This is a genomic window from Streptomyces sp. CA-142005, from assembly GCF_050942335.1.
Classification (GTDB): Bacteria; Actinomycetota; Actinomycetes; order Streptomycetales; family Streptomycetaceae; genus Streptomyces.
Window position 1 is genome coordinate 2925420 of the sequence record NZ_CP192078.1, and the last position, 13320, is coordinate 2938739.

Here is a 13320-nt window from a genome sequence, read left to right on the forward strand (position 1 = left end):
ACCGTGAATCCGTACAAGAGTCCGCACCGACGCGTGCGGGTGTGGGCCGCGTGCGTCGCCCTGCTGGCCGCCGGCGCGGCCGGCTGTGGCCAGTCCACGCACGACAGCGCGGCCAAGGCGCCGGCACCGGCGCCCCGGCCCACCGTGACCGTCACGGCGACGGCCACCGTGACCGCCCGGCCGGAGCCCGGGCCGACGGTCACCAGGACGAAGACCGTCCGAACGCCCGGACCGACCGTCACCGTCACCAAGGCCGCTTCCGGCACGGTGCGCAGTGACGACACCGGCAGTGGCAGTGGCAGCGGCAGCGGCACCTGCTCCATCGTCTCCAACGCGGGCAACTGCTACCAGGCGGGCCAGTTCTGCCGCAGCAGCGACCACGGGGCGACGACCACCACGGCGAGCGGTACGCCGATCACGTGTTCCTACAGCGGCAGCGCCTGGCGCTGGACGTACGCGTGAGCCGCGCGGGCTCGGTCACTTGACCGAGCCCGCCATCACGCCCTGGACGAAGTGCCGCTGGAAGGCGAAGAACACCACCACCGGCACGATCAGGGACAGGAACGCGCCCGGGGCGAGGACGTCGATGTTGCTGCCGAACTGGCGGATCTGGGACTGGAGTTCCACGGTCAGGGGCTGGGAGGAGCTGTCGGCGAAGAGCAGCGCCACCAGCATGTCGTTCCAGACCCAGAGGAACTGGAAGATCGCGAGCGAGGCGATCGCGGGCCGTCCCACCGGCAGGACCAGGCGGGTGAAGATGCGCCATTCGCTGCCGCCGTCCATCCGGGCCGCCTCCAGCATCTCCTTCGGCATCTCCGCGAAGTAGTTGCGGAGCAGGAACACCGCGAACGGCAGTCCGTACGCCACGTGGAACAGGACGACTCCGGGGATCGTGCCGAACAGGCCCAGCGCGCCGAAGAGTTTGGCCACCGGCAGCAGCCCGATCTGGACCGGCACCACCAACAGGGCCACCACCAGCAGGAAGAGTGGCTCCCGGAGGGGGAAGTCCAGCCAGGCGAAGGCGTATCCAGCGAGGGCGGCGATGACCACGACGAGGGTCGTGGCCGGTACCGAGATCAGGACCGTGTTCCAGAAGGCCTGCGTCATGCCGGCGTTCTTCAGCAGGGCCGAGTAATTGTCGAAGGACAGCTGGCCGGGGCTGGTGAGCGCGGTCCACCAGCCGCCCTTCGCGGTGTCCTGTGCCGAGCGCAGGGAGGACACGAAGAGGCCTGCGAGCGGGGTCAGCCAGACCAGGCCGATCACCACCAGGAAGGCCTGCACCAGGCCGTTGCCCAGGCCCCGCCTGATCGCGTTCATGGCCGAGTTCATCGCTGGCTCCTCATCGTTGACTACGGCGGAAACGGCGGACGTTGAAGACCATCGCCGGGATCACCAGGAGCAGGAGCAGCACGCCCAGCGCGCTGCCGAGGCCCTGGTTGTTGCCGCCGCCGAAGGACACGAGCCACATCTGGGTGGCGAGCACCGTGGCGTCCTCCTGCACCGGTCCGGGCGCGATGATGTAGACGAGGTCGAAGACCTTCATCACGTTGATCACCAGGGTGACGAAGACGACCGTCAGCACGGGGGCCAGCAGCGGGACGGTGATCCTGCGGAAGATCTGCCACTCGTTCGCCCCGTCCATCCGGGCCGCCTCCAGAGCGTCCCGCGGCAGGGTCGACAGGCCCGCGCCGATCAGCACCATCGCGAAGCCGGTCCAGATCCACAGGTACGCGCCGATGATCGCCGGGGTGACGAGGGTCGGGCCGAGCCAGGAGACGCCCTGGTAGGGCGGGGCGAAGTTGGACTGCGGGAGTCTCACCGTGTACGAGCCCGCGCGCAGCCCGGCGAAGCGGAAGGAACCGTCGGCCGCGGTGATCGTGCTCGCGACCGTCCGCCCGTCGCGCACCGCCTGGACCTTCATGCCGGGCAGGCCGCTCTCCTTCGCGTCGACCTTGCCCTGCCTGCCTCCGCCGCCGGGCGTGAAATCCAGGTAGACGACACCGCGCAGCTCGCCGGGCGCGGCCTTGCGCGAGGCCGCCGCATCGGCGGGCTCGGCCCCCTTCGGCAGGTCCTTGGGCAGCACGCCGACCATCGGGAGCGTCACCGAGTGACCGGCGGAGGCGGCCGTACGCCAGGAGCCGTCGTCGTCCTGGGTCAGCAGGCCCTGGCGGCCGCGCGCCGTCGGGTACGACGAGGTGCCCTTGAAGGCGTCGTGGACGGAGACCACGGCTGCGTTCAGCACGCCCTTGTTCGGGTCCTCGTCGTAGGCGAGCCGGAAGATGATGCCGGCGGCCAGGAAGGACACCGCCATCGGCATGAAGAGCAGGAGCTTGAAGGCGGTGGCCCAGCGGACCTTCTCCACCAGCACGGCCAGGATCAGGCCGAGGCCGGTCAGCAGGGACGGGGCCACGACCACCCAGATGGCGGTGTTGCGGATGGCCTTCAGGGTCGCCGGGTCGCGGAACATCTCGGCGTAGTTGCCGCCGCCGACGAACCGGGTGCCGGAGGCGTCGAAGAAGCTGCGGCCGACGGAGAACAGCACGGGGTAGACGACGAGCGCGCCGAGCAGGAGCAGCGCGGGGAAGACGAAGAGCAGGGCGATCAGCCGGGCGCGCCGCCGGCTGCGGCGCCCGCGCGCCTCGCCGGCGGCCCGCGGGCCCGCCTGCCGTTTCACAACAGTGGTGGCGGTCATGATCGCTGCCGGTCAGCCCTGGTAGGCCTTGGCCGCGGCGGACTCGAGCTTCGCCGCGGTGCCCTTGGGGTCCGACGGGTCGCGCAGGAAGTCCTGGAGCAGCTTCCACTCGCCGGCGCCCTTGGTGCCGCCGAAGGCCGCCGGGGCCTGGTCGGACATGTCGAAGCGGACCGAGTCGCCCGCGTCGATCAGGGACTTGGCGGTGGCGCGGGTGACGTCGTCGCCGTAGGAGGCGAGGTCGAGCTTCTTGTTCGGGGACAGGAAACCGCCCGCCTTCGCCCACACGGCCGCGGCCTCGGGGCTCGCCAGGTACTCCAGGAGCTTCATGCCGGCCTTGGCGTTCTTGCCGTCCTTGAGGACGACCGCCGCGTCGCCGCCGCTGACGACGGGTGCGGTGCCGCCGTCGACCGCCGGGAACGGGAAGAAGTCCGCGTCCTTGCCGATGGTCTTGCCGAACTGGTCGTGCGCGACGCCGGCCACGAAGTCGCCCTCGTAGACCATGCCGGCCTCGGGCTTGGGCCCGAACACCTTCTCCACCGAGCTCGGGAAGTCGGTGTTCAGGGCCTCCTTCTGGCCGCCCGCGATCAGCTGCTTGTCCTTGAACAGCTTGCCGAGCGTGGTGAGCGCCTTGACCACGGACGCGTCGGTCCACTTCAGCTCGTGAGCGGCGAGGGCGTCGTACTTCTCGGGCCCGGCCTGGGAGAGGTAGATGTTCTCGAACCAGTCGGTGAGGGTCCAGCCGTCCTGGCCGGCGACGGAGAAGGCGGCGAGTCCGGAGTCGGAGACGGTGTGGCCGGCCTTCAGCAGCTCGTCGTAGGTCGTCGGCGGCTTGACCCCGGCCTGGGTGAGCGCGTCGGGGCTGTACCAGACGGTGGACTTGTGCGCGGCCTTGAAGTACAGGCCGTACAGGGTGCCGTCGACGCTGCCGTAGTTCTTCCACACGGGCGCGTAGTCGGCGGTGATCGTCTGCTGGGCCGTGCCGGACAGCGGCTTGAGCCAGCCCTTCTTGGCGAACTGCTGCAGGACGCCGACCTGCGGGACCATCACGACGTCGGGCGCGTTGCCGCCCTCGATCTTGCTGCCGACGACCGTGGAGACGTTGTCTCCGGTGGAGATGAACTGCGTCTTGGCGCCGGTCTTGGCGGTGAACGCGTCCAGGACCTTCTGGAAGTTCTTCTGCTCGCTGCCGGTCCAGACGCCGGCCACGGTGACCGTCTGGCCGCTGAGCGCCTTGTCGCCGCCGCCGGCCGAGACGGGCCCGCCGCCGCAGGCGGTCGCGCCGAGTGCCAGGGCGAGGGCGGTGCAGCCGGTGAGCAGGGTGGTACGTCGTCGCATCATCTTCGATGTCCCTTCGAGAGGCGGTTGATCACAGGTCGGTGAGCCACCAGGCCGCCGTGGCGCCGGGCAGGACGCCGGACGGGCAGGGGCCGCTGGAGAACAGGGGGGTGCCGGAGACCGGGGCGGGCGTGGGGGCCGTACCGAAGTTGACGGCGCAGACCAGGCCGTCGCCGCGGGTGAAGGCGAGGACGCCGGGCTGGGTGTCCAGCCAGTGGAGCGTTCCCTCCCCCAACTGGGGCAGAGTGGCGCGGAGTTGGAGGCCGTCGCGGTACAGGTGCCAGAAGGAGCGGGTGTCGGCGAGGGCACGGTCGGTGGCGTACTCGGCGAAGTAGTCCGGCTGGGGCAGCCAGGGCTTCACGCCCTCGACGCCGGAGGTGAAGCCGAACGGGGAGGCCTGACCGGACCAGGGCAGCGGCACCCGGCAGCCGTCGCGGATGCGGGCGCGGCTGCCGGTGCGGCGGAATATCGGGTCGGTGAGGACGTCGTCGGGCAGGTCGACGACCTCGGGCAGGCCCAGCTCCTCGCCCTGGTAGATGTACGCGGCACCGGGCAGCGCCAGCATCAGCAGCGCGGCGGCGCGGGCGCGGGCGGCGCCGAGTCCGCTGCCCTCGGGGGCGGGCTCGCCGTAGCGGGTGACGGTGCGGACCTGGTCGTGGTTGTTGAGGACCCAGGTGACGGTCGAGCCGGTGCCGGCGATGTCCTGCATGGCCTCGGAGATGACCTTGCGGAAGGCGTCGGCGTCCCAGGGTGCGCCGAGCAGGTCGAAGAAGAAGGCCTGGTGGAGTTCGTCCGGGCGGACGTACAGGGCGTGTTCGCGGGCGGTGGGCACGGAGACCTCGCCGACGAGGAGGCGCTCGCGGCCGTCGCGTGCGGTGTACTCCTCGCATGTCGCGCGCCACTGCCGCCACACCGCGTGCACCTCGGGCTGGTTCCAGGCGAGCGGGTTGACCGAGTCGCGGGTGCGGGCGTCTGCCTCGGGGTCGTCGGAGTCGGGCAGTTCGGGGTGCTTGTAGAGGCCGGCGGCGACGTCGATGCGGAAGCCGTCGACGCCCCGGTCGAGCCAGAAGCGCAGCACGCGGTCGAACTCGGCGGCGACCTCGGGGGTGCGCCAGTTCCAGTCGGGCTGCTCGGGCGTGAACATGTGCAGGTACCACTGGCCGTCGCCGGTCCTCGTCCAGGCGGGTCCGCCGAACATGGCGTGCCAGTTGTTGGGCGGCTCGTCGCCGTCCGGGCCGCGGCCGTCGGCGAAGTGGAAGCGGGCGCGGGCCGGGCTGCCGGGCGCGCTGTCCAGTGCCTCGCGGAACCACGGGTGCTCGCTGGAGCAGTGGTTGGGGACGATGTCGAGGAGCACCTTGATGCCGAGCCGGTGCGCGGCGCCCACCAACAGGTCGAACTCGGCGAGGTCGCCGAAGAGCGGGTCGACGTCGCAGTAGTCGGCCACGTCGTAGCCGTGGTCGTGCTGCGGCGAGGGGTAGAACGGGCTCAGCCAGATCCCGTCGACGCCCAGCTTCTTCAGGTACGGCAGCCCGGCCCGGACGCCGGCCAGATCGCCGACGCCGTCGCCGGTGCTGTCGAGAAAGCTGCGGACGTAGACCTGGTAGATCACCGCGTCACGCCACCAGTGGTACTTACTCAGCATGCATGCATGTTAGGTAGGCGTGTCATCGGCGTGTCAACGAAAAGAACGAAGGCTACTGGTGAGTTGAGGGCGCAAATTCGGACTTAGCCGGGCATCGCGCGTCAAGATGAGATCGGCGCGTTACTTAACAAGTAACTATCGGCGGGCGATCGCGTCGAGCTCGCGCGCCAGCCGGCGCACGGCCTGCTCGGGCGTCTGGCGCCCGCTCAGCGCGTCCTGCATCACGGCCTGCACCACCAGGCTGACCTGGTCGTAGCGCGGACTCTTGGGGCGCGGCCGGGCCGTGAGCACGGCGGCGCGCAGGGTCGGCAGATAGGGGAACCGCCGTACGAGTCCGGGGTCCTCGTAGAGCGCGGCGCGCACGGGTGGCAGCGCGCCCCGGGTGAGCACCTGGCGCTGCACGGGCGCGCTGGTGAGGTAGGCGATCAGACGGGCGGCCGAATCGGGGTGCGCTGTATGGGAGTTGACGGCCAGGTTGGAGCCTCCGAGCACACTGGTCCCCGGTCCGTCGGGTCCGGGCAGCGGTACGGCGCCGATCTTCCCGGCGACCTTGGATCCCCTGGCGGAGGCGACGGCGTAGGCGTAGGGCCAGTTGCGCAGGAAGAGCAGCCTGCCGTCCTGGAAGGCCTGCTTGGACTCCTCCTCCTTGTACGTCAGCGCCGCCTTCGGTATCCAGCCCTCGCGGACGCCTCGGGCGAGGAAGCCGATGCCCTCGCGGGCGGCGGAGGAGTCGACCGTGACCCGGGTGCCCTCGCCACCGAGGATCGTGCCGCCCGCCGAGTACACGGCCTCGGCCGCGTTCACGGTGAGGCCCTCGTAGGGCAGGAACTGGCCCGCGTAGCCACCGAGTCCGTACTTCGGCGCGATGGTCTTCGCGTCGTGCTCCAGCTCGGCCCAGGTGCGCGGCGGCGGCACGCCCTCCTTGGCGAGGATGTCCTTGCGATACAGGAGAAGTCCGGCATTCGTGACGTACGGGACCGCGTACAGCCGGCCGTCGTAGGTGGCCGTGTCGACGACCGGCGGCAGGAAGCTCTTCAGCGGGAAGCGGTCCGGCGGCAGCGGGCGGATCCAGCCGGCCGCCGCGAACTCCGAGGTCCAGTTGACGTCGATGTTGAGGACGTCGAAGCGGCCCCGGTCGCCGCCGCGCAGGTCGGTGGTCATCTGCGCATGGGTCTCGTCGGCGGAGTCGGGCAGTTCGACGAGGGTGACCTTCTCGCCGGGGTGGGTGCGGTTCCAGCCCTGGAGCAGCGGGGCGAGATAGCCGGTGAGGTCGCCGGCGGTGGCCAGGGTGAGCGGGCCGCGGCCGTCGCCCGTGCCCTCGTCGGCGCGGGCGCCGGAGGCGACGTACCCGGTGAGGATCACGACGAGAACGAGGAGGCCCCTACCGGCGGCGCGTATCCACCGCATAGGTTCCTCCCTGAACACGTACACACGGCTCCGGGCGTCCTCGCCCGGGAGTCAGAGGCCATGTATACCTGTTAGGTATGGGCGATACTAGGGCCTGGAGCACATTGAGCAGACAGGAGGACAGCACGAGTGCGCCTGCCCCTCCTGGCACTCCTCGCCCGCGGCCCGGCCCACGGCTACGAGCTGAAGCAGGACCTTGAGCAAGTGCTGGGCTCCGCGTACCCTCAGCCCAACGTCGGCCAGATCTACGTCACCCTCGGCCGCCTCGAGAAGTCGGGACTGATCGAGGGCGAGGACGTCGAGCAGTCCAGCCGGCCCAACAAGAAGGTCTACCACCTCACGGACGCCGGGCGGGAGGCGCTGCACGCCTGGTTCGAGGAGACCGAGGACGAGCCGCGGGTGCGGGACGAGTTCTTCATGAAGCTCGCCCTCGCCCCGCAGACCGGTCTCGCCGACCAGATCGCCCTCATCAACCGGCAGCGGCGCCAGTACCTCAACACCATGCGCAACCTGTCGAAGCTGGCCGCGGCCGAGAACCGGGACAACCGCATCGCCCATCTGCTCATCGAGGGCGCGATGCTGCATCTGCAGGCCGATCTCGACTGGCTGGAGCGGTGCCAGGAGGAACTGGAATGAGCGAGGACGCTACTCCGGTGCTGCGCGCCGAGGGTCTGGTCAAGACCCACCACGGCGAGGGCGCCCCGGCGCACGCCGTCCGCGGGGTCGACCTGTCCGTGGGGCGGGGCGAGTTCGTGGCGATCACCGGCCCGTCCGGCGCCGGCAAGTCCACGCTGCTGCATCTGCTCGGCGGGCTGCAGCGCCCCGACGAGGGCAGCATCTGGCTGGACGGCCGGTGCACGGACTCCTTCGGCGAGGCCCGCTGGGCGGTGGAGCGCCGCAAGGCCATCGGGATCGTGTTCCAGTTCTTCAACCTGGTGTCGAACCTGTCGGTCGCCGACAACGTCGAGCTGCCCGCCCTGCTCGCCGGGGTTCCGCCGAGGAAGGCCCGCGCCGAGCGGGAGGAGCTGCTGGCCGAGCTGGGGCTCGAGGGCAAGGAGCGCAGCATGCCGGGCGAGTTGTCCGGCGGTGAACAGCAGCGGGTCGCGCTGGCCCGGGCCCTGGTCAACCATCCGCCGCTGCTGCTGGCCGACGAGCCCGCCGGCAGCCTGGACAGCAAGGGCACCCGCGAGGTCATGCGGCTGCTGTCCCGCTTCCACGGACGCGGGCAGACGATCGTGCTGGTCACGCACGACGCCCGGCTGGCGAGCGCAGCCGACCGCGTGATCAGCTTCTTCGACGGCCGGATAGCCGACGACGCCACCCTGGACGGCACCCCGCCGCCCCGGCGCGGCGGCATCTCCGGTGTGCTGGAGCTGAGGGACTGACCGTGCTGGATCTGCGGGACGTACGAGCCACCCTGCGCTGGGCGCACTCGGACCTGCGCACCCACCGGGGCGAGGCCCTGTTCCTCGTGCTGGCCACCGCCGGGATCGTCGTCTCGCTGCTGCTGGCCACCGCCCTGTTCGGGTACGCGACCAACCCCTGGCAGCGCGTCTTCACACAGGCCCGCGGGGCGCACGTGTGGATCCACACCGTGCCGTCGGCCGACGCCCGCGATCTGGCCCGGCTGGGCGGCGTCGAGTCCGTGGCCGGCCCCTACCGCACCGAGTCCGCCACCGTCGCCGTACGCGGCACCCGCGCCTCCGTGGAGCTGCGCGGCACGCCGGAGCCGCCCTCCGTCGGCCGGCCGCTGCTCACCGCCGGGCACTGGCTTCGGGCGGCCGAACCGGACGGCGTGGTGCTGGAGAGCAGTCTGGCCAGGGCGCTGCTGGCCGAGCCCGGGGACACCATCACGCTGCCCGGTACGGCCCGCACCCTGACCGTCGAGGGCATCGCGGACAGCGCCGAGCCCCGCTACAGCGCGGGCGAGCAGCCGGGGCTGGTGTGGGCCCTGCCCTCCGCCGTACGCGCTCCCGGCGGCCAGGTGATCGGGCTGCGCCTCGCCGACCCGGCCGACACGGACTACGCGGTGCAGCGTGCCGTCACGGTGCTGGGCGCGGGCGCGGTCGGCGAGGTCTCCACCTGGCAGCAGGCGCGCTCCGCGGCCCAGGGCGACAACCGGCTGCTCGGCCAGGTGCTCGGCCTGTTCGGTCTCGGCGCCCTGATCGCCGCGGGGTTCGCGGTGCACGGGGCGATCGCCACCCGCATCCGCGGTCATCTGCGGGACATCTCGGTGCTGAAGGCGATCGGCTTCACCCCCGGCCAGGTCGTCCGGGTCTTCCTGCTCCAGCATCTGACGTACGCGCTGCTCGGCGCGGTGGCCGCCGCGGCGCTCACCAAGACCCTGGGCAGCCGGATCCCCGGCCGGCTCGGTGACGCCGTGGGCGTGTGGCAGGGGCTTCCGGGGCACACCGTGGCGCTGTTCGTGGTGCCCGTGGGCGCGGTGCTGTTCATCGGCCTGACCACGGGGCTCGCGGCGTGGCGGGCCGGGCGGGTGCCGCCGGTCCCGGTGCCGCGCCCGGCCGCGACGGCCGGCGGACGGCTGACCGGCCTCGCCCGGCAGGGGCTCGGGCTGCGGCTGCCGGCCGCGCTGGTCCTCGGCTGCCACAAGGCGTTCGCGGGGCGGGGCCGGTCGCTGGCCACCGTGGCCCGGCTGACGCTGCCGCTGCTGCTGATCGTGGTGGCGCTCGGCGCCTGGACCACGATCGACCGCTTCCACAGCAGCCCGGACCGCATGGGTGTGCCGACGGCCCTGACGGTCCGTTCCGACGGTGCCATGGACACATCCGCCGTACGGTCGCTGCTCACCGGCGATCACCGGGTCGCCGCCGCCTATCCGGGCGTCGAGGTCGCCGCGCTGGTCCCCGGCCAGACCGGCACCATCGCGCTGCGCGGCGTCGGCACCCGCGCCGAGCCCTACCCCTACGCCCTCGCCGAGGGCCGGGCCGCACGCGGACCCGACGAGGCGGTGGCCGGCCAGGGCCTGCTGGACCTCCTGCACGCCCGGGTCGGCGACTGGGTGCGCATGACGGTGGGCGACCGGCCGCAGATCCTGCACATCGTGGGCCGCAGCATCGAACCGCAGAACGCCGGCCGGGTGGTGACCACCTCCCTGGACACCCTCCGCGAGAACGACCCCGCGCTGACCCCGGCCTTCTATGAACTGCGGCTGCGTCCCGGCACCGACCCGCAGCACCTGGCTGCCGCGCTGGCCCGGGCCGGCCGGGGCCACCTCGACGTGCACACGGTGACGAACCCGGCCGACGGACTGTCCCCGCTGCGCGGAGTCGTCGCCGGGCTGATCGCCGTACTGGCCCTGATCGGGCTGGTCGAACTGCTCACCGCCATCGGCGGCAGCGTCCGCGAGGGCGAGCGGGACGTGCTGGCGCTGAAGGCGATCGGCATGTCGCCGCGGCAGATCACCGCGATCACCGTCACGGCGACGAGCTGTACGGCCCTGGCCGCGGTGATCGCCGCCACGGCGCTGGGGCTGCCGCTGGGCCGCCGGCTGATCGACGCCCAGGGCAGCTCCAGCGGTATCGGCGCCGGGATCGCCCAGTCCCCCTCGCCCGCGCTGCTGCTCGTGCTGGGCGCGGCAGCCGTGCTCGGGGCGGCGGGCCTCGCCGCACTGCCCGCGGCCCGCGCGGCCCGCAGCCGCCTCGCGGACACACTGAGCGCGGTGGCCTGAGCCCCCGGATCCGGCCACCGCGTGGCAGGGACCTGCCGGGGGGACGGGTCAGCCGGCGTCCTGCCACATGTCGGGGTCCGCCCGGATCTTCGCGAGCAGCCCGGAGAACACATCGCCGTCGAACAGCACGCCGTTGTACTCGGCGGGGACGCGTATGCCGTCGATCTCGGCGGTGGGGGTGCCGGGGCCCTGGGGGTCCTGCGGTCCGCCCGCGTCCTCGTACGCCTTCTCCGACCGGGTCACGAACGAGCGGTACTTCATGGTCTTCACGGCCGAGTCGAAGTCCGGTCCGCGCAGTCCGGGGACCCGGCCCGCCAGCTTGAGCAGATACGCGTCGGTGAACCCGTCGACGCTCTCGGCGGGCTGGTGGGCGTAGAGGACGTCGTGGTATTCGGCGAACTTGCCCTTGTCCAGCGCGGCCCGCAGGGCGTTGACCGCCTTGCGGGAGCCGGAGCCGGTGAGGCGGTCGTCGAGGAAGGAGGCGAGGGTGTACTCGGTCCTCGTCTCCCGCCGGACGGTCGCCGCGCGCAATTGCGGGGCGCCGCCCGTGGTCTCGAACTCCTTGCACACCGGGCACCGCGGGTCCTCGTACAGGTGCACGGACACCGGGGCGGCCGGGTCGCCGACCGTGATGGTCGTCCCGTCCTCGCCCAGCCGCTCCGGAACGGCCGACAGCCCGGAGTAGGCCGACGCGGCCGAGTTCGTGGCCCGGCCGTCCTTGGACTCCGCCGGCTGGTGTCCACTGCCGCAACCGGCCGCCGACACCCCGATGACGGCGGCCGCGACCGCCGCGGCGAACCCTCTGTGCACCATGCGCTTCCTCCCCTGAAGATCCCCCGAACCTTAAGGGATGTGCAAAGAGAACGCACAGAAAAAGTCGCCGCGACGGCTCGGCGGGCGGATCAGCTCCGGCCGCGCAGCTCCCGGTACTTCCCCACCAGCGCCTTGGTGGAGGCGTCGAGGCCGGGGACCTCCGCGCCCTCGGTGAGCGCCGGCTCGACCCGCTTGGCGAGGACCTTGCCCAGCTCCACGCCCCACTGGTCGAAGGAGTCGATGTTCCACACCGCGCCCTGCACGAACACCTTGTGCTCGTAGAGCGCGATCAGCTGGCCGAGCACGGACGGGGTGAGTTCCTTCGCCAGGATGGTCGTCGTCGGCCGGTTGCCCCGGAAGGTCTTGTGCGGGACCAGCTCCTCGGGGACGCCCTCCGCGCGGACCTCCTCGGCGCTCTTGCCGAAGGCGAGGGCCTGGGTCTGGGCGAAGAAGTTGGCCATCAACAGGTCGTGCTGCGCCTTGAGTTCCTCGCTCAGCTCGCCCACCGGCTCGGCGAAGCCGATGAAGTCCGCCGGGATCAGCTTGGTGCCCTGGTGGATCAACTGGTAGTAGGCGTGCTGGCCGTTGGTGCCCGGCGTGCCCCACACCACCGGCCCGGTCTGCCACTCCAGCGGCCGGCCGTCCCGCGCCACGTACTTGCCGTTGGACTCCATGTCCAGCTGCTGGAGATAGGCGGTGAACCTCGACAGGTAGTGGCTGTAGGGCAGGACGGCGTGCGACTGGGCGTCGTGGAAGTTGCCGTACCAGATGCCCAACAGGCCCAGGATCAGTGGGGCGTTGGCCTCGGCGGGTGCGGTGCGGAAGTGGTCGTCGACCAGCCGGAAGCCGTCGAGCATCTCCCGGAACCGCTCCGGGCCGATGGCGATCATCAGGGACAGGCCGATCGCGGAGTCGTACGAGTAGCGGCCGCCGACCCAGTCCCAGAACTCGAACATGTTGTCCGGGTCGATGCCGAACTCGGTGACCTTCTCCGCGTTCGTGGACAGCGCCACGAAGTGCTTGGCGACCGCCGAGTCGTCACCCAGCGCGTCCAGCAGCCACTTCCGCGCGGAGGTGGCGTTGGTGATGGTCTCGATGGTGGTGAAGGTCTTGGAGGCGACGATGAACAGCGTCTCGGCCGGGTCCAGGTCCCGGGTGGCCTCGTGCAGGTCGGCACCGTCCACGTTCGAGACGAAGCGGACCGTCAGGGCGCGGTCGGTGAAGCTGCGCAGCACCTCGTAGGCCATCGCCGGGCCGAGGTCGGAGCCGCCGATGCCGATGTTGACGACATTCCTGATGCGCTTGCCGGTGTGGCCGGTCCAGGCGCCGGAGCGGACGCGGCCGGCGAAGTCGCTCATCTTGTCGAGGACGGCGTGCACCTTCGGCACGACGTTCTCCCCGTCGACCTCGATCACCGCCTCGCGCGGGGCGCGCAGCGCCGTGTGCAGGACCGCACGGTTCTCGGTGACGTTGATCTTCTCGCCGCGGAACATGGCGTCCCTGAGCCCGAACACGTCCGTGGCGGCGGCCAGCTCGCGCAGCAACCGCAGCGTCTCGTCGGTGACCAGGTGCTTCGAGTAGTCGAGGTACAGATCGCCGACCCGGAGCGTGTACCCCTCACCTCGCCCGGGGTCGTCGGCGAACAGGTCCCTGAGATGGGTGTCGGCCAGCTCCTCCCGGTGCTTGGCGAGAGCGGTCCATTCGGGTGTCTGATTGAGCCTGGTACGGCCGTCTGCGTTCATT

General features: G+C 71.4%; 11 protein-coding genes. 4 read left to right on the forward strand and 7 right to left on the reverse strand.

Annotated features, from left to right (window positions below):
• Positions 1-3 precede the first annotated feature (3 nt).
• Positions 4-462 (forward strand): hypothetical protein, encoded by a 459-nt coding sequence (locus tag ACQPXS_RS13995; protein ID WP_433449484.1) that lies wholly within the window; start codon positions 4-6, stop codon positions 460-462.
• 15 nt (positions 463-477) lie between these two features.
• Here the strand turns inward: ACQPXS_RS13995 and ACQPXS_RS14000 are convergent, their stop codons facing one another.
• The 5 genes from ACQPXS_RS14000 to ACQPXS_RS14020 form a co-directional block, all read right to left on the reverse strand.
• Positions 478-1317 (reverse strand): carbohydrate ABC transporter permease, encoded by an 840-nt coding sequence (locus ACQPXS_RS14000; RefSeq protein WP_351801133.1) that lies wholly within the window; start codon positions 1315-1317, stop codon positions 478-480.
• A 22-nt stretch (positions 1318-1339) separates the two neighbouring features.
• Positions 1340-2692 (reverse strand): ABC transporter permease subunit, encoded by a 1353-nt coding sequence (locus ACQPXS_RS14005; RefSeq protein ID WP_433449485.1) that lies wholly within the window; start codon positions 2690-2692, stop codon positions 1340-1342.
• A 12-nt stretch (positions 2693-2704) separates the two neighbouring features.
• The gene (locus ACQPXS_RS14010) at positions 2705-4030 is read right to left on the reverse strand and encodes an ABC transporter substrate-binding protein (RefSeq protein WP_433449487.1); all 1326 of its coding nucleotides are present in this window, start codon (positions 4028-4030) and stop codon (positions 2705-2707) included.
• Positions 4031-4058: 28 nt separating this feature from the next.
• Positions 4059-5669 carry a glycoside hydrolase family 13 protein gene (locus tag ACQPXS_RS14015; protein WP_433449488.1) on the reverse strand — a complete coding sequence of 537 codons (1611 nt, stop codon included), beginning with the start codon at positions 5667-5669 and terminating at the stop codon, positions 4059-4061.
• A 135-nt stretch (positions 5670-5804) separates the two neighbouring features.
• The gene (locus ACQPXS_RS14020) at positions 5805-7076 is read right to left on the reverse strand and encodes an ABC transporter substrate-binding protein (protein ID WP_433449490.1); all 1272 of its coding nucleotides are present in this window, start codon (positions 7074-7076) and stop codon (positions 5805-5807) included.
• A gap of 129 nt (positions 7077-7205) precedes the next feature.
• On the opposite strand from ACQPXS_RS14020, the gene ACQPXS_RS14025 reads away from it, so the two are divergent.
• Genes ACQPXS_RS14025 through ACQPXS_RS14035 form a run of 3 tightly spaced genes read left to right on the forward strand, consistent with a single transcriptional unit; the run spans position 7206 to position 10764 of the window.
• Complete coding sequence (locus tag ACQPXS_RS14025; RefSeq protein ID WP_365722258.1) at positions 7206-7712, forward strand: PadR family transcriptional regulator; 507 nt, start codon at positions 7206-7208, stop codon at positions 7710-7712.
• On the forward strand, positions 7709-8461 hold the full coding sequence (locus ACQPXS_RS14030) for an ABC transporter ATP-binding protein (protein WP_433449491.1): 753 nt from the start codon (positions 7709-7711) through the stop codon (positions 8459-8461). Before ACQPXS_RS14025 ends, ACQPXS_RS14030 begins: the two co-directional genes overlap by 4 nt.
• Positions 8462-8463: 2 nt before the next feature.
• Positions 8464-10764, forward strand: coding sequence for an FtsX-like permease family protein (locus ACQPXS_RS14035; protein ID WP_433449493.1), 2301 nt, complete (start codon positions 8464-8466; stop codon positions 10762-10764).
• Positions 10765-10812: 48 nt separating this feature from the next.
• Here the strand turns inward: ACQPXS_RS14035 and ACQPXS_RS14040 are convergent, their stop codons facing one another.
• A complete protein-coding gene (locus ACQPXS_RS14040) occupies positions 10813-11577 on the reverse strand; it encodes a DsbA family protein (protein WP_433449494.1) in 765 nt (254 codons plus the stop codon).
• A gap of 89 nt (positions 11578-11666) precedes the next feature.
• Positions 11667-13319, reverse strand: coding sequence for a glucose-6-phosphate isomerase (pgi, locus tag ACQPXS_RS14045; RefSeq protein ID WP_433449496.1), 1653 nt, complete (start codon positions 13317-13319; stop codon positions 11667-11669).
• Position 13320 lies beyond the last annotated feature (1 nt).

Coding starts and splice junctions, on each gene's coding strand:
- ACQPXS_RS14020 (WP_433449490.1), bottom strand. CDS start 7,076: ATGCGGTGGATACGCGCCGCCGGTAGGGGCCTCCTCGTTCTCGTCGTG.
- ACQPXS_RS14000 (WP_351801133.1), bottom strand. CDS start 1,317: ATGAACGCGATCAGGCGGGGCCTGGGCAACGGCCTGGTGCAGGCCTTC.
- ACQPXS_RS14040 (WP_433449494.1), bottom strand. CDS start 11,577: ATGGTGCACAGAGGGTTCGCCGCGGCGGTCGCGGCCGCCGTCATCGGG.
- ACQPXS_RS14015 (WP_433449488.1), bottom strand. CDS start 5,669: ATGCTGAGTAAGTACCACTGGTGGCGTGACGCGGTGATCTACCAGGTC.
- ACQPXS_RS14030 (WP_433449491.1), top strand. CDS start 7,709: ATGAGCGAGGACGCTACTCCGGTGCTGCGCGCCGAGGGTCTGGTCAAG.
- ACQPXS_RS14010 (WP_433449487.1), bottom strand. CDS start 4,030: ATGATGCGACGACGTACCACCCTGCTCACCGGCTGCACCGCCCTCGCC.
- pgi (WP_433449496.1), bottom strand. CDS start 13,319: ATGAACGCAGACGGCCGTACCAGGCTCAATCAGACACCCGAATGGACC.
- ACQPXS_RS14005 (WP_433449485.1), bottom strand. CDS start 2,692: ATGACCGCCACCACTGTTGTGAAACGGCAGGCGGGCCCGCGGGCCGCC.